Below are 25,303 nucleotides of genomic sequence, written 5' to 3' on the forward strand. Positions count from 1 at the left end.
GGCGGATCTTGTGCATCCTGTGGGGAACATGCGTGCCCCTTGTCCCCGACCTGGGTTTTCCCAGGAAGGGCAAGGGGCGTCACTGGTGTGGTATGGAACGGTGCGGTCACACCGGCGTCAATGTTCGTCAAGTTATCCACAGATCTTCTGAGTTTTCCCCGGCTGTGGATAGCGCTGTGGATAACTTCACGGCGATGCTTGGCGCAGGCGCCGGGGCATCAAGGAGAACGAGCTCACTTCCACTGGGTCGAGACGCCGAAGCCGGCGGCGATGAAGCCGAAGCCGACCACGATGTTCCAGTTCCCGAAGGGCTTGATGGGCATATCGCCCTCTGTCACATAAAAGACAACGATCCAGGCGAGACCGATCAAGAAGAACGCAAGCATCACCGGAGCCACCCAGCTGCGATTCGTCAGCTTTATGGCCGCTGCCTGCTTCGTCGCGGGCGGCGGTGTGAAATCGGCCTTCTTGCGGATGCGTGACTTCGGCACGAGGGACTCTCCTGTCGATGCGCTGCGTGACCGCGCAGGGGAACTGTGTAGGGAGTGCCCGGAGCGGGAAGCGACATGGCGCATTGCCTCCCCCGGGCGTCAGTTAGCGTAGTGCTTCCGGGGCGTGGAAGGAGATAAGGGTACGTTGAGCAATTCTGCCGACTCTCCCGCAGGGGCTGCCCGACGCCGGGTGTGGCGTCCGGTCCGGATGCTCACTGCCGCCGTTTTCGCGCTTGCCGGTCTCATCTTCGTCACGAGTTTCAACACGGCCAAAGGTACGGATATCCGCACTGATGCGTCGATGCTGAAGCTTTCGGACCTCATCCAGGAGCGCAGCCAGAAGAACAAGACGCTGGACGAATCCACCGCCACGGTCCGCGATGACGTGGACGCGCTGGCTCAGCGCGACGACGGAAGTTCCAAGGCCGAGGACGCGGATCTCGCGGCGCTCGAGAAGGCCGCGGGCACCCGGAAGGTGAGCGGGCACGCCCTGACCGTCACGCTCAATGACGCCCCGCCCAACGCGACCGCCAACCCCGGCTACCCCCCGCCGCAACCCAATGACCTGGTCATCCACCAGCAGGACCTGCAAGCGGTCGTCAATGCCCTCTGGCAGGGTGGCGCCAAGGGCATCAAGGTCATGGACCAGCGGCTGATCACCACCAGCGCGGTGCGCTGCGTAGGCAACACCCTGATCCTGCAGGGCCGCGTGTACTCGCCCCCGTACAAGGTCACGGCCATCGGCGACCTGGGCAGGCTGAAGGACGCTCTCAGCGCCTCTGCGGCCATCCAGAACTACCAGCAGTATGTGAAGGCATATGGCCTGGGCTGGAGCCTTGACGAGCGGCAGGCGATGACTCTTCCCGGTTACTCCGGCACGGTGGATCTGCATTACGCGAAGCCCGTGCAGTAGCGCCGAACACGGTGGCGGGTGCCGGTGCCACTGATCGGCCTGTGACGAAGGCAAGCGGGCGGCTTTGCGCGGGTGACCCACAGCGACCATCGCGGCCCTTTAGTCTGGTCCCGTACCACGAACGGAAGGGACAGCATGTACGGCTGGATCTGGCGGCATCTGCCGGGCAACGTATGGCTTCGGGCTCTGGTGTCGCTCGTGCTCGTGCTCGCGGTCGTCTATCTGCTCTTCCAGTACGTCTTTCCGTGGGCGGAGCCGCTGCTTCCGTTCAACGACGTGACCGTCGACCAGGGGATGGGGGTCCAGCGATGAGCACCCGCATCCTGGTGGTCGACAACTACGACAGCTTTGTGTTCAACCTGGTCCAGTACCTCTACCAGCTGGGCGCCGAGTGCGAGGTGGTACGGAACGACGAGGTGTCCCTCGCCCATGCCCAGGACGGCTTCGCCGGCGTACTGCTCTCCCCCGGCCCCGGTACGCCCGAACAGGCCGGCGTCTGCGTGGAGATGGTGCGGCACTGCGCGAGCACCGGGGTGCCCGTCTTCGGCGTCTGCCTGGGCATGCAGTCGATGGCGGTGGCGTACGGCGGTGTGGTGGGCCGGGCCCCCGAACTGCTGCATGGCAAGACGTCTTCGGTGACGCACGAGGGGACCGGGGTGTTCGCCGGCCTGCCTTCGCCTTTCACCGCGACCCGCTACCACTCGCTTGCCGCGGAGCCGCAGGCCCTGCCCGACGAGCTGGAGGTCACCGCGCGGACCGCCGACGGCATCATCATGGGGGTCCGGCACCGCGATCTGCCGGTCGAGGGTGTGCAGTTCCATCCGGAGTCGGTGCTCACCGAGCACGGTCATCTGATGCTGGCCAACTGGCTTGGGGTGTGCGGGGACACGGGAGCCGTCGGCCGGTCGGTCGGGCTCGCGCCGGTGGTGGGCAAGGCTGTGGCGTGACAGCGTCGCGGCCCGGACACGACGGCTCGACGGCGTCGGGTCGGCCCGGTGGCGGCGGACCCGACGGGGCTGCCGGTGCCTCGCGCGCGTACGATCCGCTGACCGACCCGCTGCCGGGCGCCCACGGTTCGGGGAGTACCCACGGTTCGCCGGGCGCCCACGGTTCGCCGTGGTTCCGGGCCGAGCACGTCCAGCCGGAGCAGCCGGTGGTGCACGATCCGCCGCCGGATTGGTACGGGCGCGAGGCGTCGTACCAGCCGGTTCAGGAACCGGTCAGGCAACCCGCCCCGGAGCCGGTCACTCAGATCATGCCCGCGCTGCCCCCCGACCCGGCGACGGCCCCGGGAGCCGGCCGGGTCCCCGCGCGAGGGTCCGAACCGATGTTCACCGCCCCGCGGGACGACGTGACCGTTGCGCTGCGGGTGCCTGAGCCCGCCGTACCGCAGCAGCCCACGCGGGGGTCGTCCGCACCGACCGGTGGCCGAGCCCAGCGCCGTAAAGCGGCCAAGGGGCGGGGCCGTAAAGGCGGCGCCCCGGCCGAGCCGGTGATCCCCGCCATCCCGCGCACCCGCATCGAAGCGCGCCGCGCGGCGCGTGCGCTGAAGGACAGCCCCGCGGTCATCGCCAGCCGGGCCATCGGTGAGATCTTCATCAGCCTCGGTGTGCTGATGCTGCTCTTCGTCACCTACCAGCTCTGGTGGACGAACGTACGGGCCCACCAGGAGGCGAACGGTACCGCCCACAGTCTGCAGGAGGACTGGGCGAAGGGCGGCGACACGTCGAACCAGCCCGGTGCCTTCGAGCCGGGCCAGGGATTCGCCATCATCCACATCCCCAAGCTCGACGTGGTGGTACCGATCGCGGAGGGCGTCAGCAAGCACAAGGTGCTGGACCGCGGGATGGTCGGCCATTACAGCGAGGGCAAGCTGAAGACGGCGATGCCGTCGGCCAGGACCGGCAACTTCGCACTGGCCGGTCACCGCAATACGCACGGCGAACCGTTCCGGTATATCAACAAGCTCAAGAACGGTGACAAGGTCGTCGTCGAGACGAAGGACGACTACTACACCTACGAGGTGACAAGCCATCTGGCCCAGACGTCCCCGTCGAACGTATCCGTGATCACCCCGGTGCCGCCGGGCTCGGGATTCACCGGCCCCGGCCGCTACATCACGCTGACCACCTGTACACCGGAGTTCACGAGTACGTACCGAATGGTCGTCTGGGGCAAGATGGTTGATGAACGGCCGCGCAGCAAGGGGATGCCCAAAGCCCTGACCGCAGGCTGAACTGAACGGACGGACAGGACGGGTGCGGTGGCATCGACGACCCAGCAGGACGAGCAGACGACTACGCGGCCGGTGCGTCGCGGCGGCCGCAGCCGCATCGCGACCGCGGTCAGCGTCTTCGGTGAGCTGCTCATCACGACGGGGCTGATTCTCGGCCTCTTCGTCGTCTATTCCCTGTGGTGGACCAATGTCGTCGCCGACCGCCAGGCGTCGAAGCAGGGCGACAAGATCCGTGACAAGTGGTCGCACAGCGGAAGCAGCGGACCCGGGGCGCTGAACACCAAGGACGGCATCGGCTTCCTCCATGTGCCCGCCATGAAGAACGGCGAAGTGCTGGTCAAGAAGGGCACCAGCACCAGCGTGCTCAACACCGGGGTCGCGGGTTACTACGTCAAGCCGGTCAAGGCGGCCATGCCTTCCGCAAGAACCGGGAACTTCACGCTGGCCGCACACCGCGACGGGCACGGGGCGAAGTTCCACAACATCGACAAGGTGAAGACCGGCGATCCGATCGTCTTCGAGACGAAGGACACCTGGTACGTCTACAAGGTGTTCCAGGAGCTGCGGCAGACCTCGAAGTACAACGTCAAGGTCCTGCAGCCGGTCCCGAAGGGCTCGGGCAAGAAGAAACCGGGCCGCTACATCACGCTGACGACCTGCACTCCCGTGTACACCTCCGAGTACCGGTACATCGTCTGGGGCGAGCTGGTCCGCACGGTGAAGGTCGACGCGAAGCGGACGCCGCCGGCGGAACTGCGCTGAGCACCTGTAGTTCATGGCGTCAACCGACGGCATGACACCGGCGAGTGAACTTCTGCTCCTGCCCACGCTGCAATGTGGGCAGGAAGAAGCCCCGGCTCCCAGGAAACCTGGTGCCGGGGCTCTTCCCGTCGGTGCTCGGGCAGGCGACTGTCAGCCGTTTCTCCCGCCGCCGAAGATGCCGCCGCCGTTATTGCCGTTGTTGCCGCCGCCCATCGTGGTGAGCGTGATGGGCGTGTTCGCCGGGTCCGTCTCCTGGGTGCCCGGCTGGGGGTCGACGTTGGTGACGATGGCCTTGCCGTCGCCGTTGCTGCCGTTCGCGATCTGGACGTTCGTGAAGCCGGCTTGAGCCAGCAACTGCTTCGCGTCGGCCACTGTATGGGCCCTGACTTCCGGTACCGGCGTCTGGGTCGGCGTTGCCTTCGCCTTGGCGACCGTCAGGGTGACCGTGGATCCCTTCTTCGCCTCGCCGCCGTCGGGGGACTGGGCGATCACCGTGCCGGGCGCCTGATCCGATTCCTGCTCGGTGGGCGTGGGGACCGTGAAGCCAGCGTCCTGCAGTTGCTTGGTGGCGTCGGCTACCGGCCGACCCTTGACGTCGGGCACCGGAACCTTGGTCGACTTCGCGATCTTGATCGTGATTTCGGTGCCCTTCTGGGCCTGGGTGTTGCCCTTCGGAGACTGGTCGAAGACCTTGCCTTCCGGCTGGTCGGACTCGACCTCTTGCGGAGTCACCTGGAAGCCCTTGCTCTCAAGGAGCTGGGTGGCGTCGTCCTGGCTGTAGCCGTTGACGTTGGGCACCTCGACCTTGGGCGCACCCGTGGACACGACGACGTTGACGGCGGTGCCCTCGTTGATCTTGGCGCCGCCGAACTTCGGGTCCTGACTGCACACGCTGCCCTTGGGCGCGTTGTCGCAGGGCTTCCGCTCCGAGACGCTCAACTTGAGCTTGGAATTGGTGGCTGAGCTCTTCGCATCACTCAGGGTCTTGCCGACGAGCTGCGGGATATCGACCTTGCCTGAATCCCCGCCGCCGCCCGCGAAGAGCGACTTGCCGATCAGGATCGCGCCGACCAGCACCAGGATGCCCGCGATGATCAGCAGGATGGTGGAGGTGTTGGACTTCTTCTGACGGCGGCGGTCCGGGCGGTCGTCGTAGCCGTAGCCCCCGTCGTCCGGATTGACCGGCGGCAGCATCGACGTGGCACCGCCGGCCTGGTCCGCGGGACGCATGGCCGTGGTGGGCTGGTCCTGGTCGTAGCCGCCGTAGGCGCCCGCGCCCATCGCTGCGGCGGCGACCGGCTGGCCATCGAGGCAGGCCTCGATGTCGGCGCGCATCTCGTCGGCGGACTGATAGCGGTAGTCGGGGTCCTTGACCAGGGCCTTGAGGACGATGGCGTCCATCTCGGGCGTGATCTCGGGGTCGAAGTTGCTCGGTGGCTGCGGTTCTTCGCGCACATGCTGGTAAGCGACCGCGACCGGGGAGTCGCCGACGAACGGCGGGCGCACCGTCAGCAGCTCGTAGAGCAGACAGCCCGTCGAATAGAGGTCGGAGCGTGCGTCGACCTGCTCGCCCTTGGCCTGCTCCGGGGAGAGGTACTGAGCAGTGCCTATGACGGCGGCCGTCTGCGTCATGGTCATTCCGGAGTCGCCCATGGCGCGGGCGATGCCGAAGTCCATGACCTTGACCTGCCCGGTGCGCGTCAGCATGACGTTCGCGGGCTTGATGTCACGGTGCACGATGCCGTTGCGGTGCGAGTACTCCAGCGCCTGGAGGATGCCGATGGTCATCTCCAGGGTGCGCTCGGGCAGCAGCTTGCGCCCGGAGTGCAGGAGTTCCCTGAGCGTGGAGCCGTCGACGTACTCCATCACGATGTACGGGATGGAGATCCCGTCGACGTAGTCCTCGCCGGTGTCATAGACAGCAACGATCGCCGGGTGGTTGAGCGAGGCGGCCGACTGGGCCTCGCGGCGGAACCGGGCCTGGAAGGACGGGTCGCGGGCGAGGTCTGCCCGTAGCGTCTTCACGGCGACGGTGCGGCCGAGCCGGGTGTCGTGCGCGATGTGGACCTCGGCCATGCCACCACGGCCGAGCACCGAGCCCAGCTCGTACCGGCCGCCGAGGCGACGCGGCTCTTCCATAGCTAATCCAGCCCTCTCCGTATGTCCCGACCGCACCCTGGGGTGGTCCGGCGGTGTGCTGTTCGCGCATACGCTACCGGGCGCGGGTGGATGATCAGTGCGGGACGGTCAGCTGATATCGGACCGGTATCGCGCAGGTCTCGTGTCGCTTGCGTCACAGCGGTCACTTCTTGCTGTTGATGACGGCCTGCATGACGTCCTTGGCGATGGGGGCCGCGAGGCCACCGCCGGAAACGTCGGGGCCGGTCGCCTTGCTGTCTTCGACCACTACCGCGACGGCGACGGGGGATCCGTCGGCGGTCTTCGCGTAGCTGATGAACCAGGCGTACGGCTTGCCGCTGTTGTGGACGCCGTTCTGGGCGGTGCCGGTCTTGCCGCCGACGGTGACGCCCTGCATCTGGGCATTCTTGCCGGTGCCCTTCTGGACCACGTTCTCCATCATCGCCTGGAGCTTCTGGGCATTCTCGGCCGAGACCGGCCGGCTCAGCTCCTTCGGCTCATGCTTTTCGATGACGTTGAAGTTGGGCGCCTGGAGGCTGTCGACCATGTACGGCTCCATGAGCTTGCCGTCGTTGGCCACTGCCGAAGCGACCATGGCCATCTGCAGCGGGGTGGCGCGGTTCGAGGCCTGGCCGATGCCGTCCATGGCATTCTGCGGGCGGTTGTCCGTCGGGTAGACGGACTCCGCGGCACGCACCGGGGTGTCCAGCTTCGGGTCGTTGAAGCCGAACTTCTCGGCCTCGGCCCTCATCTTGTCGTTACCGAGGTCTGCGCTGATCTTGCCGAAGACGGTGTTACAGGACCACTGGAGGGCGACCATCATGGTTGCGTTCTTGCAGGGGATGTTGCCCTCGTTGTCGAGCGGGAGGTGGTCGGTGTCCGGCAGGTAGTACGGCAGTGGTGACCGGGTCTTGGCGTTGACGTCGGTGTAGAGGCCGTTCTCCAGGGCTGCGGCGGCGGTGACGACCTTGAAGGTGGAGCCCGGCGGATACGTCTGACGCAGCGCCCGGTTGAGCATGGGCTCGTCCTTGTCGGCCTTGAGCTTGTTGTAGTTCTTCGAGTCGGTGTTGATGGAGTTCCCGGCGAACACCGAGGGGTCGTACGACGGGGTGGAGGCCATCGCGAGGATCGCGCCGGTCTTCGGATCGAGGGCGGCCACCGCACCCTTCTTGTCGCCGAGGCCCTTGAAGGCGGCCTTCTGGGCGTCGGCGTTCAGGGTGGTGACGACGTTGCCGCCCTGCTTCTTCTCACCGGTGAACATGGACAGCGTGCGGTCGAAGAAGAGGCGGTCGTCGTTGCCGGTGAGGATCGAGTCGTTGAGCTTTTCGAGCTGCGTAGCGCCGAAGGCCTGGGACGCGTAACCCGTGACGGGGGCCCACATGGGGCCGTCCTTCCAGGTGGTCTTGTATTTGAAGTCGCTGCCCTTGGTCTCCGTGGAGCCGGTGATGGCGCTGCCGTCGACGATGATGTTTCCGCGCTCGTGGGCGTAACGCTCGATCTGGACGCGGCGGTTCTCGGTGCGGGTATTGAGCTCGTCGGCCCTGACGTACTGGAGCCAGTTGTCGCGCACGAGCAGGGCGAGTACCAGCAGACCGCAGAAGAGGGCGATCCGGCGCAGGGGCTTGTTCACGGTCGGACCACCTGGGTCATCTCGGCATCGGGGGACGGTGCGGGGGCCGGTGCGGGACGGCGTGCGGTGTCGCTGATCCGGATCAGAATGCCGATCAGCGCCCAGTTGGCGAGGACCGAGGAGCCGCCGTACGCGATGAACGGCATGGTCATACCGGTCAGCGGGATAAGTCCCATGACGCCGCCGGCGACGACGAAGACCTGGATGGCGAAGGCACTGGAGAGGCCGACGGCGAGGAGCTTGCCGAAGGGGTCGCGTGCAGCGAGCGCGGTGCGTACGCCGCGTTCGACGATCAGGCCGTACAACAGGAGGACGGCCATGGTGCCGGCGAGGCCGAGTTCTTCTCCGACGGTGGCGAAGATGAAGTCGGAGTTCGCGGCGAAACCAATGAGGTCGGAGTGGCCCTGGCCGAGTCCGGTGCCGAGGGTGCCCCCGGAGCCGAAGGACATCAGAGATTTGGCGACCTGGTCGCTCTGCGCGAGGGTCGCTTTCGAGAAGGGCGCGAGCCAGGCGTCGACGCGCTGCTGGACATGCGGCTCGAAGGTGGCCACGCCGACCGCTCCGGCAGCGGACATGATCAGGCCGAAGACGATCCAGCTGGTGCGCTCGGTGGCGACGTAGAGCATGACGACGAAGAGACCGAAGAACAGCAGTGAGGTGCCGAGGTCGGTTTCGAAGACCAGGATGAGGATCGACATCGCCCAGATGACGAGGATCGGCCCGAGGTCGCGGCCCCGGGGCAGATACAGGCCCATGAAGCGGCGGCTGGCCAGGGCGAGTGCATCCCGCTTCACCATCAGGTAACCGGAGAAGAAGATCGCGATGACGATCTTGGCGAACTCACCGGGCTGGATGGTGAAGCCGGCGAGGTTGATCCAGATCTTGGCGCCGTTCACCGCGGGGAAGAACACCGGCAGGATCAGCAGGACCAGCGCGGCCACCATGGAGATATAGGTGTAGCGCTGCAGAATGCGGTGGTCCTTGAGGAAGATCAGTACCGCGACGAAGAGTGCTACGCCCAGTGCCGAGTAGAGCAGCTGCTTGGGGGCGGACGGGCTGAAGGAGCCGTAGCTGAGCTTGGCCAGCTGGATCAGCCGAGGTGACTGGTCGAGGCGCCAGATGAGGGCCAGGCCGATGCCGTTCAGCAACGTCGCCAGTGGCAGTAGCAGCGGGTCGGCGTAGCGGGCGAACTTGCGCACCACGAGGTGGCTGACGGCTGCGAGCAGCGTCAGCCCGACGCCGTAGCCGAGGATGCCGGACGGCAGCGAGTCGTTGATGGCGAGACCCACGTTGGCGTACGCGAACACCGAGATGGCTACGGCGAAGATCAGGAGCATCAGCTCGGTGTTGCGGCGACTCGGTGCTTCGATCGCGCCGATCGTGGTCGTGTTTGTGACAACGCTCATGGTGGTGAAAGGCCCCCTACGGCTCTACTGCTTACCGCACAACGGGACCAGCTTCTGCTCATCCTCCGAGAGGCTGGGGCCGGGCGTTGGTGTGGCGCTGGGCGTGGGTGTCGTTGTGGACTTGCTCTTCGCGGACTGCAGGGTACTTGCACCGGCGGTGCCGGCGTCGGCCTCGCTCTGTCCGGCCTTCGCCTTGTCCTTGGCGCTCTGGTCCGCCGCCTTGCGGCGCTGGGCGTCCTTCTTGCAGGCGGTGGCCTGCTCCGCGAGTTCCACGATCTTGCGCTCGGCCTGGCTGCGGTCTCCTTCGGTGATGGTCGCGGCGACCTGCTTGCGCTGGTAGGGCGGCAGGTACTTGAGTTCGATCTCCGGGTGGTCCTTGTCGACCTTGGAGAGCGAGACCCAGGCAAGATCCTGGCTGATGCCCCGGTAGAGCGCGACGTGCTCGTCGTTGGAACCGACGTAGTACTGGGTCTGGGTCCAGCGGTAGCCGCCGTAGATGCCACCGCCGATGACGGCGAGCGCGAGGACGACATAGAGCGTCCGCTTGATCCACTTGCGGCCGCGCGAGGGTTTGATGAAGTCGTCGTCGGTGTAGGCACCGAAGCTTCCGCCGGGTGCCGCGCCGTATCCGTCGCCGCTGCCGGGAGGGCCGAAGCCGCCGGGCGCCGGGGGCGGGGGTACGGGCCGGCCGAGGCCGGACGCGCGTCCCGCGGGGGTTTGCATGGCCCCGTCGTCGTGCTGCTGGGCGGCCTGGTTCTCGGCGACCGCGCCGACGATGACCGGGGTGTCGTTCAGCTGCCCGGCGAGCGTGTCGTTGGAGTCGACGTCCAGGACATCGGCGACGATGCAGGTGATGTTGTCGGGGCCGCCGCCGCGCAGGGCGAGCTGGATGAGTTCCTGGATGGTCTCCTGCGGGCCCTGGTAGCTGGCGAGGGTGTCTTCCATCGTCTGGTGGGATACGACTCCGGACAGCCCGTCGGAGCAGATCAGATAACGGTCGCCGGCCCGGACCTCACGAATGGAGAGGTCCGGTTCGACGTGCTCGCCGCTGCCCAGTGCGCGCATCAACAGGGAGCGCTGGGGGTGGGTGGTGGCTTCCTCCTCGGTGATCCGGCCCTCGTCGACGAGGCGCTGTACCCAGGTGTGGTCCTGGGTGATCTGGGTCAGTACGCCGTCGCGCAGGAGGTAGGCGCGGGAGTCGCCGACGTGTACCAGGCCCAGCCGCTGCCCGGTCCACAGCAGGGCGGTGAGCGTGGTGCCCATGCCTTCGAGCTGCGGGTCTTCCTCGACCATCATGCGGAGCTGGTCGTTGGCGCGCTGTACGGCGGTGCCGAGCGAGGTGAGGATGTCGGAACCGGGGACGTCGTCGTCGAGGGTGACGAGGGTGGAGATGACCTCCGAGCTCGCGACTTCGCCCGCGGCCTGGCCACCCATTCCGTCGGCGATGGCGAGGAGTCGGGGGCCGGCGTAACCGGAGTCCTCGTTTCCCTCGCGGATCATGCCCTTGTGCGATCCGGCGGCGAAGCGCAGCGACAGACTCATGCGCACCTCGCCTGTCGGCTCCGGGTACAACCGGTCTCGAGCCACACTGCCCACCCTCCGGTCGGGAGCGCGCTGGGGTCCGTTGCCGGGACCGCTGCGGCTCGCTCGCTCCGCTCGCTCATTTCGTACTACTTCCGCAGCTCGATGACGGTCTTGCCGATGCGGATCGGTGCGCCCAGCGGGATCGGTGTCGGGGTGGTGAGTCGGGTCCGGTCGAGATATGTGCCGTTGGTGGACCCGAGATCCTCGACGATCCACTGGCCGTCACGGTCGGGGTAGATCCTGGCATGCCTGCTGGACGCATAGTCGTCGTCCAACACGATTGTTGAATCGTGCGCCCGGCCCAGCGTCACGGTCTGGCCCTGGAGGGAGACCGTGGTGCCGGTGAGGGTGCCCTCGGACACGACGAGTTTGGTGGGAGCACCTCGGCGCTGGCGGCCGGTGGCCGGCTGCTGGCGTTGTTGCGGCGGCGTGGAGGCCTGCCGGGCGGTCTGCTGGGGACGGGAGTCCGCGTTGCGGCGTGAACCGCGCTGCGTGACACGCGTTCCGAAGAGATCGCTGCGGATGACCTGGACGGCCACGATCACGAACAGCCACAGAACAGCTAGAAAACCTAGCCGCATGACCGTCAGGGTCAGCTCTGACATTGCCCCCGCTTCACCCTTCGGCTTGCCGGTAAACGATGGTGGAATTGCCCACGACGATCCGCGAGCCGTCGCGGAGCGTAGCGCGGGTGGTGTGCTGTCCGTCTACCACGATGCCGTTGGTGGAACCGAGATCCTGGATTGTCGAGGGCGAACCGGCGCGAATCTCGCAGTGCCGACGGGATACGCCGGGGTCGTCGATCCGTACGTCCGCCTCGGTGCTGCGCCCGAGGACCAGGGTGGCACGGGAGATCTGGTGGCGAGTGCCGTTGATCTCGATCCAGCGCCGTGTCTGGGCGCCCGGCAGCGGGCCTGGCGCGGCTGCCCGGCGGTCCGGACGGTGAGCCCCGGGCGGGGGCGTCGAGGGCATGGGGGGAGGCGCCGATTGCGGGTAACCGTAGCCGCTCGCGTTTCCGCGGTGGGGGGCAGCGGGTGCGGCCGGGCCGCGCTCGGGGCTCTGCTGGTTGGTGCTGGAGGCGAGGGTGCGGCTACGGACGCGGTAGAGCCCGGTGTCGAGATCCTCTGCCTTCTCCAGGTGGACCTTGATGGGGCCCATGAAGGCGTACCGCTGCTGCTTGGCGTAGTCGCGGACCAGGCCGGAGAGCTCGTCACCGAGCTGGCCGGAGTAGGGGCTGAGCCGCTCGTAGTCGGGCGTGCTCAGCTCCACGATGAAGTCGTTGGGTACGACGGTCCGCTCGCGGTTCCAGATCGTTGCGTTGTTGTCGCATTCACGCTGCAGCGCGCCGGCGATCTCGACGGGCTGGACCTCGGACTTGAACACCTTCGCGAAGGTGCCGTTGACCAGACCTTCGAGACGCTGCTCGAACTTCTTCATGACTCCCATGAGGCACCTCCTCCGTCGTTGTCGTCCTGGTACTGCTTACTGATCGTATCCACGCGTGGGGAAAACGGCTGGTTCCCCTTGTCTGCCCGGTTGATGAGTGTCACCTCTCACACGGATCGTAGAGGTGCCCCAGTAACAGTGTCCCGCACACCGGGCGCACCTGTGAGGAGTGGGATGAGGGGGGCCTCGTTCCGAGGGTGCGGCGCGGGTCGTCGTGGAGGCCGGAGCACCGGGCGGTGGCCCCGGTCAATGGATGTGAACCCACCCTGTCCAGCGTGCTAATCTTCCGGATGTCGCCAGGCGATCGCACAAACCAGTGAGAGAGCCCGGAAAACACCACTTGCGCGAGTGGCGGAACGGCAGACGCGCTGGCTTCAGGTGCCAGTGTCCTTAGGGACGTGGGGGTTCAAATCCCCCCTCGCGCACAACGGCGAAGCATCGGCAACGACGCTTCGCAGCAGTGAAGAATCGGTCGTCATCGTCTCCACGGTGGCGGCCGTTCTGCTGTATCCAGCTGGTCGTCGGTGATGCGTCTCACTTTCAGCGCAGGCGGCCGACGCCGGTGGTGGCGTCGAATGAGGGACCTGCTGAAGGTTCGGATCGTCACCCTTCTGGCGGGGCTGAGCCGTTTCACGTGAAACCCCCGCGTGGCTGTGGGCCTTCGCGGGGGCTTTACGGTGCCTCGTCAGGCTGCGAGGCGCGCGGCGAGTGCCTTGGCCTTGGACGCCGCATCGTCGAACGCCTTGGCGCGGGACGCCTCCGCGAGCGGGATGAGATCGGCCATCGCGGGCTGTGTGGCGGCCAGCGTCAGCTCGGGCACGATGAAGTCGACCTCGGCGGCGAACATGCCCTTGAGCAGCTTCTCCAGATAGTTCTGAACGAACTCGAAGTCCTCACGGGGAGTACCGGGGGCATAGGAACCGCCACGACTGGCGACGACCGTGAAGGGTGTGCCGGCCAGCGTGCTGCCTTCGCCGCCGGCGTTGTGCCCGACGATGATCACGTGGTCGAGCCAGGCTTTGAGCGTGGACGGAATCGTGAAGTTGTACATGGGTGCGCCGATGAGCACCGCATCCGCGTCCGCCAGCTCTGCGGCGAGCTGGGCACGCAGGGGCGACTCGATACCCGAAGCGGCGGAGGCCGCATCCAAGTGCGGCAGCGGATTGGCCGCCAAGTCGCGGTAGACGACCTTGCCGTCCGGGTGCTGTTCGCGCCAGGCATCCACGAAGGCTGCGGTCACCTCGCGGGATGCGGAACCCTGCGGAAAAACAGCGGAATCGATGTGCAGAAGGGTGGCCATGGGGTGCTCCAGGTATCGAAGGCAGTCTTAGGAACCGTGCGTACCTATGGATAGCATAGTTCCTTACTTTTTCGCAGTACCTACGGAAAGTGCCACCGTACTCAGTACTCTGGGGGCATGGTGGAAGACAGCAGGCAGGCGTGCCAGAAGGTCGGCGGGGCGATCACGCGCGTCTTTGAGCTGTTGGGCAAGCGCTGGACCGGACTGATCGTGGCCGTACTGATGCAGCAGCCGGTGTACTTCGCGGATCTGCGCAGGGCGATTCCGGGAATCAGCGAGCGGATGCTCTCCGACCGGCTGACCGAACTCGCGCTGGCCGGGCTGCTGGTGCGCGAGGTCGATGAAGGACCCCCGTTGCGCGTGTCGTACCGGCTGACGGAGGCGGGTAAAGCGCTGGGACCCGCGCTGCATGAGCTCGGGCTGTGGGCGGAGTCGTACCTGCCGGAGGGCAGCAGTCGCTGTTAGCGCGGTGCCGTTGAGATCTCAGGCCTGTTCCGCTGAGTTGTAGCGCAGTAGATAGGTGGCGAAACGCTCGAGGTCCTCGCCGCTCCAGTCGGCGAGACGGTCGCGCACGGCTGCACGTCGGCTCCCCTGCGTTGAGGCGAGCATCCTCGTGCCGGCGTCGGTCGGATGCAACACCTGGACCCGCTGGTCGTCGGGTGCGGGGCGGCGTTCGACCAGGCCGAGCTTCTCCAGACCGGCCAGTTGCCGACTGACCGTGGACTTGTCGAGCATGTAGTGGGCGGCGAGGTCGGTGGCGCGGCAACCCCGACGTTCGTCGATATGCGCCAGCAAAGTGTAGGAAACCAGCGGTAGTTCGGGGTGCAGTCTGGCGGCGGTGGCGCGGGCGCGCCTGGCGAACGCCGTCAGCTCGCGCTGGATGGTGTCGACGGACGCGTCGTGGTCCCGGTCGTGATCTCGGCCGCGTTCGCTGGATTCTGCGTTGATCATTTTTTGACCTCCTCGGTAATAGTTGTAGAGTACAACTCGATAATGAGTTGTAAAAGCCAACTATATGGAGCTGCTTCGATGTCCGCAGGCCCTGATAGCGGTGCGGCGAGCACAGCCGCCACACTCCGCCATGTTCTCGGGCACCTGGTGACACCGCTGTTGATGTGTATCGGGATGGGACTCGCCTACCTGGGGGCGTTTCACGCCCCGGAGCCCCATGAACTGCATGTCGCCGTGGTGGGTTCGGGGCCGAGTTCCCAGGTCCTCGCACAGACGCTGCAGGACGAGGGGAACGGAGCTCTTGCGGTCAGCACGGTCGCCGATCGCGGCACCGCCGTGCAAGAGCTCAAGGATCAGGACATCTACGGTGCCTTCGTACCGGGCGGCAGGACCCCCGAGCTGGTTGTCGCATCGGCCTCGTCGGACACCACCGCCACGGCGGTGGAGAAAGTGTTCACGCAGGTCGCGGCCGGACAGGGTGACCCTCTGAAGGTGACCGATGCGGCGCCGACCGCCGGCGGTGACCCGACCGGTCAGGGCCTCTTCTTTCTGCTGGTCGCGCTGAGCATCGGCTCGTACGCTTCGGTCGCGGTGATCGGAGGTGCGGGCGGCGGGTTGCCCCTGCGGATCAGGGCGCTGCTGACACTCGGAACATCGCTGGTGGTGAGTCTGATCGGTGCCGCGTTCGCCGGACCGGTCTTCCATCTGGTCGACCACGGGCTCGGCGGGATCTGGGCCATGGCATGGCTCTATTCGGCGGGCATTCTGCTGATCGGCGTGGGGCTGCACACCTTCCTGAAGAGATGGACCACGCTCGGCGTGATGGTGCTCTTCGTGATGCTCAACTTCACCAGCTCGGGTGGAATCTTCCGACCGGAACTCCAGCCCGGCTTCTTCGGAGCCCTGCACGCCTTCTGGAACGGCGCGGGCTTTGTCGAGGGGGCGCGCAGTTACGTGTACTTCGGCAGCCACGGACTCGGCAGCGATGTGCTGGTGCTGGCTCTCTGGTGCGCGGTGGGACTGGCTCTCCTGGGTGTGGCGGCGTTGGTCGAGTCGGGCCGGCGGAAGACTGCCGAGGAGTCGGCCCGGGTGCTCGCCGGTGCACGGAAAACCGTTGCGGCCGACGCAGGAATCGCGGGGCGACCGGGGACCCGGCAGGAGGAAGAGGAGGAACTGGAGGAGGCCGTCGCCGTGTGATCGACCTGTCCACAACGGACGAGTTGTCCACAGGGACGGGCGGGTCGCCGGACACCGGCGGTACGGTCGTGGGCAGTTGATGTTGTTCGAGGGCGGGGGACTCCATGGGCGAGCACGCAGCACGTATTCCGGCGGTGGCCGGCTTTGCGCGGCTAGCGACCGCTGCTGCGGCCGAACTGTCGGCCTCGCCGAAGAAGCACGGCAAGGAACTGAGGAAGCGAGTCCCCCGGTCCTCACACGAGTCGCTGGTGTGGGCCGAAGACCGCCCGGATGCCGTGCGGGCCGTCGAGGAATCGAACCGGGGCAGGGTGCCGGGGCTGGCTCCACTTCGGGTGGGCCGGATGTCTGCCACACCCTTCGCCTTCCTCCGCGGTGCGGCCGGGCTGATGGCGCACGACCTGGCGGAGACGCCCGTCACAGGGGCGGGCGCCCAGATATGCGGTGACGCGCACGCAGCGAACTTCGGGCTGTACGGAGATGCCCGGGGTCGGCTCGTCATCGACCTGAACGATTTCGACGAGACGGTGATCGGCCCCTGGGAATGGGACCTCAAGAGGCTTGCGGCCTCTCTCGTGCTTGCCGGCCGGGAAGCCGGGGCCGACGAGGACACCTGCCGGGTGGCGGCGTTCGACACCGTGGGGGCGTATCGGCGGACCATGCGGCTGCTGGCGAAGCTTCCGGTGATGGACGCGTGGAATGCGATAGCCGACGAGAAGCTGGTCTCGCATGCCGATGCCCGGGATCTGCTGGGCACTCTGGAAAGGGTCGCGGAGAAGGCCCGCAGCAACACCAGCGCGCGTTTCGCCGCCAAGGCGACCGCGCAGAGCGGAGACGGGAGCCGGCGCTTCGTGGATGCTCCGCCGGTGCTGCGCCGGGTGTCGGACGAGGAGGCGGCAGCGGTGGCGGGTGCGCTGGAGGGCTATGTGGCCTCGCTGCCGCACGACAGACTGCCGCTGCTTGCGCGGTACACGATCCACGATGTGGCGTTCCGGGTGGTCGGCACCGGCAGCGTGGGCACCCGGTCGTATGTAGTGCTGCTCCTCGACCATCGGGACGAGCCGCTGGTGCTCCAGGTGAAGGAGGCGCGGCCTTCGGCGCTGCTGCCCTATCTGTCGGCAGCCGGATTCGAACCGGGGCGTACCGAACACCATGGCCGGCGCGTAGTGCTCGGTCAGAAGCGGATGCAGGTGGTCAGCGACAATTTGCTGGGGTGGACGACGGTGGACGGGCGGCCCTACCAGGTGCGGCAATTCAGGAACCGCAAGGGCAGTGTGGACCCGGCTGCGCTCGCCCCCGATCAGATCGACGACTACGGGCGGATGACGGGGGCTCTGTTGGCCCGGGCACACGCACACAGCGTCGACCCCCGACTGATCGCCGCGTACTGCGGAAAGAACGAGGAGCTGGACGAGGCGGTGTCCGCCTTCGCGGTGATCTATGCGGACCGTACGGAGGCGGACCATGCCGATCTGGTGGCGGCGGTGCGGAGCGGGAGGATAGCGGCGGAACAAGGAGCGTGACCGGTGGGAGTCGGGCGCACGTAGGCTGGTCGGGTGACCGAGGATGCCACCGGAACGACGACCCGGTACGAGGACGAGCGGAGCGGGCAGCCCATGGGCGAGCAGCGGCCGGAGGCGCGGCTTGAGAAGGCCGTGCGCGCCGCAGAGCAGGCGTTGATCGAGTTCGAGATCGCGGTGGAGACCTTCCGCGTGGAGGTGGAGAACTTCTCCCGGTTGCACCACCAGAGACTCGGCCCGATGTACGCACGCCTGGACGAGCTCGACGCTCAGCTCGCCGAGGCGAAGGCTGCCCGGAGCCAGGATCCGGAGGATCTGCGCAAGGCACAGGAAGCACGGGCCATGGTGATGCCGATGCCCGGGGTCGATGAACTGTTCCACGACTGGCTCGACTCGGACGGGTTGTCGCCCGAGGCCGGCGCCATGCTGAACGGGCAGACGGTGCAGCCGCCGAAGCGAGTGCGCCCCAGTGAGGAGGCGCGCAAGCTCTATCGTGAGCTGGTCCGTAAGGCGCACCCGGATCTGGCCCAGGACGACGCGGAGCGTGACCGGCGTGACGAGTTCATCACCCGGGTCAACGCCGCCTACGCCCTGGGGAATGAGGCGCTGCTGGGGGAACTGGTCCGGGAGTGGGACGCCGGTCCCGTCCCGGAGACCAGGCAGAGTGAGAGCGACGAGCTCTACGCCCGGCTCGAATGGCTCTCCCGCCGCAAGGAGTTGCTGGCGACGGTCGCCCGCGAGCTGGAGGAGAGCGCGATCGGCGCGATGCTGCGGATGGCGCCCGATGACCCGGACCGTTTGCTCGAGGAGATCGCCGAACAGCTGCTTGCGCAGGTCTCGGAGCGCGAGGCCGAGCTGGCTGAGATGGTGCAGTAGCGTTTCCGGTGAAGCCGGCCGCACAGGTACGAGAGCGGGCCGCACAGGTACGAGAGAAGGCATGACCCATGAATTTCGCCTCCCCGCCCCAGGTGGACGTAGCCGCCGTGCCTGCTGACGGTCTGCTCTTGGATGTCCGTGAGGACGACGAGTGGGCAGCCGGGCACGCCGAAGGGGCACTGCACATCCCGATGAGTGACTTCGTCGCGCGTTTCGGTGAAGTGACGGAGGCCGTGGCCGACGGGCGGCAGGCATATGTGCTCTGCCGGGTCGGTGGTCGTTCCGCGCAGGTCACCCAGTACCTGGTGCAACAGGGGATCGACGCCGTGAACGTCGACGGCGGCATGCTTGCGTGGGAAGGCGCGGGCCGGCCGATCGTGGCGGACAGTGGAGACCCGGCGTTCGTGCTGTGAGACGAGCGCGAGCTGTCCGTGGTCAGCGGTCAGCGGTCAGCGGTCGAAATCCAGCTCCACCTCGGGAGTGAGCGGATGCGACTGACAGGCGAGTACGTAGCCGGCCTCCGTCTCCTCGGTCTCCAGCGCGAAGTTGCGGTCCATCCGCACCTCGCCGCGCACCAGGAACGCACGGCACGTCCCGCACACTCCTCCCTTGCAGGCGTAGGGAGCATCGGGGCGGGCCCGCAGCACCGTCTCGAGTAGTGAGTCGGCTTCCTGGACCGGCCAGTTGCCCGACCGTCCGTGGAGTGTGGCGGTCAGAACGCTGTGGGCAGAGGTGGCCCCTGTCGTGGGTGGTGCGGCGGCGGTGGCGGTGCCGTCGTCCACATGGAAGATCTCCTGGTGGATACGGGCCTGGGGAACGCCGAGTCCGCGCAACGCCCGCTCGGCGCCCTGGACCAGGCCGAAGGGGCCGCACAGGAACCAGCCGTCCACCTCGGGTACCGGCAAAAGCGCCGGCAGCAGCTCCGTCAGCCGTTCCCGATCGAGTCGGCCGGAGGGCAGGCCCGACTGCTGTTCTTCCCGGGAGAGCGTGGTCACCAGCTGGAACCGATCGGGCCAGCGGTCCTTCAGATCGGCGACCTCGTCCAGGAACATCGTCGACGCGGCGGTGCGGTCGCTGCGGATCAGAGTGAACCGGGCGTCGGGCTCCTGGGCCAGCAGGGTCGCGGCGATCGACAGCACCGGCGTGATCCCACTGCCACCGACGACGGCGGCGAACCGCCCGGGGCGCGGTTCGAAGGCGAAGCGGCCCATCGGCTCCATCACCTCGATGCTGTCCCCGACAGCCAGTTCCTTCAGCGCGTACGTCGAGAACTCGCCCCCCTCCACCAGCCGCACGCCCACCCGCACCACGGGTTCGTCGGCTGATTCGGCGGCCGGGGTGCAGATCGAGTAGGTACGCCGGATTTCCTCGCCGCGCACCGTGCGGCGCAGGGCGATGTGCTGGCCGGGGGTGTGCCGGAAGATGTCGCGCAGTTCGGGCGGCACGGTGAAGGTGATGGCCACCGAGTCATCCGTGAGCTGCTCGACCGCGCTGACCCGGAGCGGGTGGAACATCTACAACTCCTTGAAGTGGTCGAAGGGTTCACCACAGGAGACGCAGCGGCGCAGCGCCTTGCAAGCCGTGGAGGAGAAACGGCTCAGCAACTCGGTGTCGGTCGATCCGCAGTGCGGACAGCGAATGGCCAGTGTCAGGGCGACCGGGCCGGTGGGACGCGGGGGAGCTATGCCGAATTCCGCCAGCTTTCGCCTTCCCTCGGCGCTGATGTCGTCCGTGGTCCAGGCGGGGGCGAGCACGGTGCGCACCGTCACGTCCGGTATGCCGTGCTCATGGAGCACCTTCTCGATGTCGGCCGACATCGCCTCGATCGCCGGGCAGCCCGTATAGGTGGGGGTGAGCGCCACTTCGACCCGGCCGGGGGCGAGGATCTCGACGCCGCGCAGCACTCCCAGTTCCGCCAGGGTCAGGACCGGCAGCTCCGGGTCGGGTACCGAGCCGGCCAGTGCGTGCAGTTCCGCTTCGAGCGGGGTCGTGGTCACCATGTCGCCCCCGGGTGGCTGCGGTGCAGGTGCTGCATCTCGGCGAGCATCCGGCCGAACGGCTCTGTGTGCAGTCCCTGCCTGCCGGCGCCGGCCGACCAGGCCCCTGCTTGCGGCCCCGTCGGCACCGTCAGCGTCGCACGGTCAAGAACGGCGGTAATGGACTCGAGCCAGCTGCCCTTCAATACGCGCCAGTCCACGGGAGCACCCTCGATGGGCTGGAACATCTCACCGGTGAAGCGCCACAGTGAGTCGAGGCCTCGCTGCATTCGCTCGTGGCTCTCGGCCGTTCCGTCACCGAGCCGCATGGTCCACTGCTCGGCGTGGTCCTGGTGGTAGGCGACTTCTTTGAGCGCCTTGGCGGCCAGCGGGGCGAGGACGCCGTTCCCGTCCGCCCCGTTCCTGTCCGCCAGTTGTCCGTACAGCAGGCGCTGGTAGGTGGAGAAATAGAGCTGGCGGGCGATGGTGTGCGCGAAGTCGCCGTTCTCCTGCTCGACCAGTTGCAGATTGCGAAAGGCGCGCTCCTCGCGCAGAAACGCGAGTTCGTCCTCGTCCCCCACTAGTGAGAGCAGCACCCGTGCCTGCCCCAGCAGGTCCAGCGCGATATTGGCGAGCGCCACCTCCTCCTCGAGCACCGGCGCATGGCCGGCCCACTCTCCGAGCCGGTGCGAGAGCACCAGTACGTCGTCGCCCAGGGCGATGGCCGCGCTCACAGGTGCTGCACCCCTTCCGGAATTTCGTAGAACGTCGGGTGGCGGTAGGGCTTGTCACCGGCCGGCTCGAAGAACGAGTCCTTCTCGTCGGGCGAGGAAGCGGTGACCGCGGCGGAGGGAACCACCCAGATCGAGACGCCCTCGTTCCTGCGGGTGTAGAGGTCGCGGGCGCTGTGCAGGGCCATCTCGGCGTCCGGGGCGTGCAGGCTGCCCGCGTGGGTGTGGGACAGCCCGCGCCGTGAGCGTACGAAGACCTCCCAGAGCGGCCAGTCCCCCGCGCCCGGGGTGCTGCTGGATACGGCGGTCATGCGCGGGCCTCCCCATGTCTCACGGTGTTCTTCCGGCTCACGGGGTGCTTCGCGGCGTACGCGGTCGCGGCCTCGCGCACCCAGGCGCCCTCTACGTGCGAGCGGCGGCGCTGGGTGATCCGCTGATCGTTGCAAGGGCCGTTTCCCTTGAGGATTTCTTTGAACTCGGACCAGTCGATGGTGCCGAAGTCGTGGTGCCCTCGCTCGTCGTTCCACCGCAGATCCGGGTCGGGCAGTGTCAGGCCGAGCGTCTGCGCCTGTGGGACACAGATGTCGACGAAGCGCTGGCGTAGTTCGTCGTTGGAATGACGCTTGATCTTCCAGGCCATCGACTGCGCGGAGTGCGCCGACTCGTCGTCGGGTGGGCCGAACATCATCAGTGACGGCCACCACCAGCGGTCCACCGCATCCTGCGCCATCGCGTGCTGGGCCTCGGTACCGCGGCTGAGGGTGAGCAGCAGCTCGAAGCCCTGACGCTGATGGAAGGACTCCTCCTTGCAGATGCGGACCATGGCGCGGGCATACGGGCCGTACGAGCAGCGGCAGAGCGGTACCTGGTTCGTGATGGCGGCACCGTCCACCAACCAGCCGACCGCGCCGACATCGGCCCAGGTCAGCGTCGGGTAGTTGAAGATCGACGAGTATTTCTGGCGGCCGGAGTGCAGCTTGTCCAGCAGTTCGTCGCGGCTGGTGCCCAGGGTCTCGGCCGCGCTGTAGAGGTAAAGGCCGTGGCCCGCCTCGTCCTGGACCTTCGCCATCAGGATCGCCTTGCGGCGCAGCGACGGGGCGCGAGTGATCCAGTTCGCCTCCGGCTGCATCCCGATGATCTCGGAGTGCGCATGCTGCGCCATTTGGCGCACCAGGGAGGCGCGGTAGGCATCCGGCATCCAGTCCCGTGGCTCGATGCGCTCATCGGCGGCCACGGCAGCGTCGAAGGCCGCTTGGGACGCCGTTTCGTCCACTTCCGGGTCCACTTCCGGATCGGGTGGGGCCTGTGGGGTCCCATCCGTTCCGTACGCCACTGTCGCCATTGCGCTACCCCTACCGACCGATCGTTCGGTTCATGGACTTCAATGGTGGGGCGCGGGCCCTTAGGGTGTCAACCCTGACCGGCGTGTGGTGACCGGCCGGGGACCGGCGGGCACCAAGGGGATCGGGGCGGGATGGATTCGTACGACAGCGAGAAGCCCGGGAAGAGCGAGCCACCAGGGGCTCAAGAACGCACCCGGCCACCCCGTGCGCCGAACGGCATTCTTGCGCTGTCCTACCCGTATCAAGTGGCGGCGGCCATCGCGCTCGGGATGATCGTTGTGCTGACCGCCGTCCACCTCTCGATGGTCTTCCTGCACGTGGCGCCGTCGAACACGGTGAGCAAGAAGTACGGCAAGGCGGTCGACGACTGGGTCTATCCCGAGTTCGAACAGAACTGGAAGCTCTTCGCTCCCAATCCGCTGCAGCAGAACATCGACGTCCAGGCGAGGGCGGAGATCCGGGGCAAGGACGGTGGGCTCACCACCACCGGATGGACCGATCTGTCCGCACAGGACGGTGCCGAATTGCACGGCAATCCGCTCCCCAGCCATGTCGATCAGAACGAACTGCGTCGGGGCTGGGACTTCTTCACGGGCTCGCACACCAGCGACAACAAGCCGATCGGGCTGCGCGGCGACCTCTCCGAGCGCTACATCCGCCGCATCGTGGTGATGCGGCTGAACGACGGACTGAAGAGCGGGTCCACCGTCGAACGGATACGGGTCCGCTCGGCGACCACCGCGGTGAAGGCCCCGCCGTGGAGCAGCGAGAAGATCGACACGCGAACCTCCTACCGCGTCCTCGACTGGTGGACGGTTGTTCCGCAGGACCGTACGGAGGCCGACCGGTGAGCTCAGCCGTCAGCGACACGGCCGCTCGCGCCGTGCAAAAGATCACCGGTTCCGCCCTCGGCCGCTATCAGAGCGCCGTCGTGCGGATCGGGTTCTCCCTCACCTGGCTGCTCTTCCTGCTGCGGGAGCTGCCGCACCGTCGTGAGTTGTACGGTCCCCATTCGCCATGGGGCTGGGACATGGCTCAGCAGCTCATAGCGGACAATCACGCCTTCACGCTGCTGATGTGGACGGACTCCACCACGTGGTTCGAGCTGGTTTACGCGGTCGCAGTGCTGTCCAGCGTGCTGCTGCTGCTCGGCTGGCACACCCGGGTGGCATCGCTGCTGTTCATGGTCGGCGTGCTGTCTCTGCAGAACCGGTCCGTCTTCCTGGGCGACGGCGGGGACAATGTCGTCCATCTGATGTCGACGTATCTGGTGATGACGCGCTGTTCGCAGGTCTGGTCACTGGATGCCCGACGCGCGGCCCGGGCCGAGAAGAAGGCCGACGGCACTGGAGCCACCCCTGAGGTCAGCCGTGACCGGGTGGGACCGCTGCTGTGGGCCGTGTTCGGCGTCGTCCTGGCAGCGGTCACCCTGCTCGGAAAGATGAGCGGCGGCTGGGAGCTGTTCTTCTGGGCGATGTGGCTGGTGCAGGGGCTGTGGTGGGCCGTATGCCGTCACGCGCCGGGGCAGCCACGCATCTTCCTCGATGTGGTCGCCAATCTGGCGCACAACGCCACGCTCGTCGTCATCATGGCCGAGGTCTGCCTGATCTACTCGACCGCCGGCTGGTACAAGATCCAGGGCTCCCGCTGGCAGGACGGTACCGCCCTCTACTACCCGCTCAATCTGCACTACTTCGCGCCCTGGCCCGGCCTCTCCTCGCTGCTTGCGAGCAGTGGGGTGATGGTGATGCTGCTCACCTACGGCACGGTCATCGTCCAGGTCGCCTTCCCGTTCACACTCTTCAACCGGCGGGTCAAGAACGTTCTGCTGGTCGCGATGATGCTGGAGCATGCCGGCATCGCGGTGCTGCTGGGGCTGCCCTTCTTCTCGCTGGCCATGATCGCGGCCGACGCGGTCTTCCTGCCCACCGGTTTCCTGCTGTGGCTGGGCGGCCTGTCGACGCGGGTGACCTCGCGTGCCGGGGCGGGGCCGCGAAGCCTGATCGGGCCGCGGCGTGCGGCCGACGGGGAACAGCCCCGTACGCTCGTGGGGTGACCAGCGAGATCTCCTCCGAAGAGCCGATGGCCCCCCAGGGGGCCGGGCAGGGCGTGCCACACCCCGGGCAGGCCGTGCAGTACGACGACGGCTTCGCGCCCGAGATCGGCGTCGGCCCCCACCCGCTGCCCTGGCCCCAGGACGAGCGGTACGACCGGGAACTGCTGGCCGACGGGGACCGGCGCAACGTGGTCGACGGCTACCGGTACTGGACGCGTGAGGCGATCGTCGCCGACCTGGACACTCGGCGGCACGATTTCCATGTGGCGGTCGAGAACTGGAGCCACGACTTCAACATCGGCTCGGTCGTCCGTACGGCCAACGCGTTTCTCGCCAAGGAGATCCACATCGTGGGGCGGCGGCGCTGGAACCGGCGTGGGGCGATGGTGACGGACCGGTATCAGCATGTGCGCCACCACCCGGACACGGATGCGCTGACCGAGTGGGCGGCGACCGAGCAACTGCCGATCATCGGGATCGACAATTTGCCCGGAGCGGTGCCGCTGGAGCTGACCGAACTGCCGAGGCGTTGCGTGCTGCTGTTCGGGCAGGAAGGGCCGGGGCTGACGGAAGAGGCCAGAAAGCACGCGCTGATGGTGTGCTCGATCGCGCAGTTCGGTTCGACGCGGTCGATCAACGCCGGTGCGGCGGCGGCGATCGCCATGCACGCCTGGGTGCAGCGCTACGCGGACTTCGGCTGATTACCCCACCGAGCTGGGCGCCCCACCGAGCGGGACGCCCGGTTGTAC

At 67.2% G+C, this 25,303-nt stretch carries 27 protein-coding genes and 1 tRNA gene; 14 read left to right on the forward strand and 14 right to left on the reverse strand.

Annotation, left to right across the window (positions count from 1 at the left end; genetic code table 11):
- Positions 1-233: 233 nt before the first annotated feature.
- A complete protein-coding gene (gene crgA, locus AB0436_RS09390; RefSeq protein ID WP_366467134.1) occupies positions 234-491 on the reverse strand; it encodes a cell division protein CrgA in 258 nt (85 codons plus the stop codon).
- 145 nt (positions 492-636) lie between these two features.
- Here crgA and AB0436_RS09395 point away from each other — a divergent pair, with 145 nt between their 5' ends.
- The 5 genes from AB0436_RS09395 (at position 637) to AB0436_RS09415 (ending at position 4,402) form a co-directional block, all read left to right on the forward strand.
- Positions 637-1,404, forward strand: a complete 768-nt coding sequence (locus tag AB0436_RS09395; RefSeq protein ID WP_366467135.1) for a DUF881 domain-containing protein — start codon at positions 637-639, stop codon at positions 1,402-1,404.
- 135 nt (positions 1,405-1,539) lie between these two features.
- A complete protein-coding gene (locus AB0436_RS09400; protein ID WP_365853709.1) occupies positions 1,540-1,716 on the forward strand; it encodes a hypothetical protein in 177 nt (58 codons plus the stop codon).
- On the forward strand, positions 1,713-2,351 hold the full coding sequence (locus tag AB0436_RS09405; protein WP_366467136.1) for an aminodeoxychorismate/anthranilate synthase component II: 639 nt from the start codon (positions 1,713-1,715) through the stop codon (positions 2,349-2,351). The genes AB0436_RS09400 and AB0436_RS09405 overlap by 4 nt, the downstream gene beginning before the upstream one ends.
- Positions 2,348-3,640 (forward strand): class E sortase, encoded by a 1,293-nt coding sequence (locus AB0436_RS09410; protein WP_366467137.1) that lies wholly within the window; start codon positions 2,348-2,350, stop codon positions 3,638-3,640. Before AB0436_RS09405 ends, AB0436_RS09410 begins: the two co-directional genes overlap by 4 nt.
- Before the next feature lie 27 nt (positions 3,641-3,667).
- On the forward strand, positions 3,668-4,402 hold the full coding sequence (locus AB0436_RS09415; protein ID WP_366467138.1) for a class E sortase: 735 nt from the start codon (positions 3,668-3,670) through the stop codon (positions 4,400-4,402).
- 150 nt (positions 4,403-4,552) lie between these two features.
- Here AB0436_RS09415 and pknB read toward each other — a convergent pair whose 3' ends face one another.
- From pknB to AB0436_RS09445, 6 genes are all read right to left on the reverse strand, one after another.
- On the reverse strand, positions 4,553-6,541 hold the full coding sequence (gene pknB, locus AB0436_RS09420; RefSeq protein WP_366467139.1) for a Stk1 family PASTA domain-containing Ser/Thr kinase: 1,989 nt from the start codon (positions 6,539-6,541) through the stop codon (positions 4,553-4,555).
- Positions 6,542-6,704: 163 nt separating this feature from the next.
- Positions 6,705-8,171, reverse strand: a complete 1,467-nt coding sequence (locus tag AB0436_RS09425; protein WP_366467140.1) for a penicillin-binding transpeptidase domain-containing protein — start codon at positions 8,169-8,171, stop codon at positions 6,705-6,707.
- Positions 8,168-9,577, reverse strand: a complete 1,410-nt coding sequence (locus tag AB0436_RS09430) for an FtsW/RodA/SpoVE family cell cycle protein (protein WP_366467142.1) — start codon at positions 9,575-9,577, stop codon at positions 8,168-8,170. Before AB0436_RS09430 ends, AB0436_RS09425 begins: the two co-directional genes overlap by 4 nt.
- Before the next feature lie 24 nt (positions 9,578-9,601).
- Entirely contained in the window at positions 9,602-11,119 is a 1,518-nt protein-coding gene (locus tag AB0436_RS09435) for a Stp1/IreP family PP2C-type Ser/Thr phosphatase (protein WP_366467143.1), read from the reverse strand.
- A gap of 128 nt (positions 11,120-11,247) precedes the next feature.
- Positions 11,248-11,766 (reverse strand): FHA domain-containing protein, encoded by a 519-nt coding sequence (locus AB0436_RS09440; RefSeq protein WP_366467144.1) that lies wholly within the window; start codon positions 11,764-11,766, stop codon positions 11,248-11,250.
- 10 nt (positions 11,767-11,776) lie between these two features.
- Complete coding sequence (locus AB0436_RS09445) at positions 11,777-12,607, reverse strand: DUF3662 and FHA domain-containing protein (protein ID WP_366467145.1); 831 nt, start codon at positions 12,605-12,607, stop codon at positions 11,777-11,779.
- A gap of 342 nt (positions 12,608-12,949) precedes the next feature.
- Here AB0436_RS09445 and AB0436_RS09450 point away from each other — a divergent pair.
- A tRNA-Leu gene (locus tag AB0436_RS09450) sits at positions 12,950-13,032 on the forward strand.
- 260 nt (positions 13,033-13,292) lie between these two features.
- Here the strand turns inward: AB0436_RS09450 and AB0436_RS09455 are convergent.
- Positions 13,293-13,907, reverse strand: coding sequence for an NAD(P)H-dependent oxidoreductase (locus AB0436_RS09455; protein WP_366467146.1), 615 nt, complete (start codon positions 13,905-13,907; stop codon positions 13,293-13,295).
- Positions 13,908-14,024: 117 nt separating this feature from the next.
- Here AB0436_RS09455 and AB0436_RS09460 point away from each other — a divergent pair, with 117 nt between their 5' ends.
- Entirely contained in the window at positions 14,025-14,372 is a 348-nt protein-coding gene (locus AB0436_RS09460; protein ID WP_366467148.1) for a helix-turn-helix domain-containing protein, read from the forward strand.
- A gap of 18 nt (positions 14,373-14,390) precedes the next feature.
- Here AB0436_RS09460 and AB0436_RS09465 read toward each other — a convergent pair whose 3' ends face one another.
- Complete coding sequence (locus tag AB0436_RS09465; protein ID WP_366467149.1) at positions 14,391-14,858, reverse strand: MarR family winged helix-turn-helix transcriptional regulator; 468 nt, start codon at positions 14,856-14,858, stop codon at positions 14,391-14,393.
- 78 nt (positions 14,859-14,936) lie between these two features.
- On the opposite strand from AB0436_RS09465, the gene AB0436_RS09470 reads away from it, so the two are divergent.
- The 4 genes from AB0436_RS09470 (at position 14,937) to AB0436_RS09485 (ending at position 18,861) form a co-directional block, all read left to right on the forward strand.
- Complete coding sequence (locus AB0436_RS09470; RefSeq protein WP_366467150.1) at positions 14,937-16,055, forward strand: hypothetical protein; 1,119 nt, start codon at positions 14,937-14,939, stop codon at positions 16,053-16,055.
- A gap of 104 nt (positions 16,056-16,159) precedes the next feature.
- Positions 16,160-17,575, forward strand: coding sequence for a DUF2252 domain-containing protein (locus AB0436_RS09475; RefSeq protein WP_366467151.1), 1,416 nt, complete (start codon positions 16,160-16,162; stop codon positions 17,573-17,575).
- A 93-nt stretch (positions 17,576-17,668) separates the two neighbouring features.
- Complete coding sequence (locus tag AB0436_RS09480; protein ID WP_366467486.1) at positions 17,669-18,448, forward strand: J domain-containing protein; 780 nt, start codon at positions 17,669-17,671, stop codon at positions 18,446-18,448.
- Between the two features lie 68 nt (positions 18,449-18,516).
- A complete protein-coding gene (locus tag AB0436_RS09485) occupies positions 18,517-18,861 on the forward strand; it encodes a rhodanese-like domain-containing protein (protein WP_366467152.1) in 345 nt (114 codons plus the stop codon).
- 36 nt (positions 18,862-18,897) lie between these two features.
- On the opposite strand, the gene AB0436_RS09490 is transcribed toward AB0436_RS09485, so the two are convergent.
- Genes AB0436_RS09490 through paaA form a run of 5 tightly spaced genes read right to left on the reverse strand, consistent with a single transcriptional unit; the run spans position 18,898 to position 22,497 of the window.
- Complete coding sequence (locus AB0436_RS09490) at positions 18,898-19,962, reverse strand: 2Fe-2S iron-sulfur cluster-binding protein (RefSeq protein ID WP_366467153.1); 1,065 nt, start codon at positions 19,960-19,962, stop codon at positions 18,898-18,900.
- Positions 19,963-20,448, reverse strand: coding sequence for a 1,2-phenylacetyl-CoA epoxidase subunit PaaD (paaD, locus tag AB0436_RS09495; RefSeq protein WP_366467154.1), 486 nt, complete (start codon positions 20,446-20,448; stop codon positions 19,963-19,965).
- Positions 20,442-21,158, reverse strand: a complete 717-nt coding sequence (gene paaC, locus AB0436_RS09500; protein WP_366467155.1) for a 1,2-phenylacetyl-CoA epoxidase subunit PaaC — start codon at positions 21,156-21,158, stop codon at positions 20,442-20,444. The genes paaD and paaC overlap by 7 nt, the downstream gene beginning before the upstream one ends.
- Positions 21,155-21,466 carry a 1,2-phenylacetyl-CoA epoxidase subunit PaaB gene (gene paaB / locus AB0436_RS09505; protein WP_366467156.1) on the reverse strand — a complete coding sequence of 104 codons (312 nt, stop codon included), beginning with the start codon at positions 21,464-21,466 and terminating at the stop codon, positions 21,155-21,157. Before paaB ends, paaC begins: the two co-directional genes overlap by 4 nt.
- Positions 21,463-22,497, reverse strand: coding sequence for a 1,2-phenylacetyl-CoA epoxidase subunit PaaA (gene paaA, locus AB0436_RS09510; RefSeq protein ID WP_366467157.1), 1,035 nt, complete (start codon positions 22,495-22,497; stop codon positions 21,463-21,465). Before paaA ends, paaB begins: the two co-directional genes overlap by 4 nt.
- A 132-nt stretch (positions 22,498-22,629) precedes the next feature.
- On the opposite strand from paaA, the gene AB0436_RS09515 reads away from it, so the two are divergent.
- From AB0436_RS09515 to AB0436_RS09525, 3 genes are read left to right on the forward strand one after another with little or no spacing between them, the layout of a single operon-like run.
- Positions 22,630-23,349, forward strand: a complete 720-nt coding sequence (locus AB0436_RS09515) for a DUF5819 family protein (protein WP_366467158.1) — start codon at positions 22,630-22,632, stop codon at positions 23,347-23,349.
- Complete coding sequence (locus tag AB0436_RS09520; RefSeq protein WP_366467159.1) at positions 23,346-24,554, forward strand: HTTM domain-containing protein; 1,209 nt, start codon at positions 23,346-23,348, stop codon at positions 24,552-24,554. The genes AB0436_RS09515 and AB0436_RS09520 overlap by 4 nt, the downstream gene beginning before the upstream one ends.
- A gap of 26 nt (positions 24,555-24,580) precedes the next feature.
- A complete protein-coding gene (locus AB0436_RS09525; protein ID WP_366467487.1) occupies positions 24,581-25,255 on the forward strand; it encodes a TrmH family RNA methyltransferase in 675 nt (224 codons plus the stop codon).
- Positions 25,256-25,303 lie beyond the last annotated feature (48 nt).

Origin of the sequence: Streptomyces sp. NPDC051322 (assembly GCF_040689485.1) — a bacterium.
Taxonomy (GTDB): Bacteria; Actinomycetota; Actinomycetes; order Streptomycetales; family Streptomycetaceae; genus Streptomyces.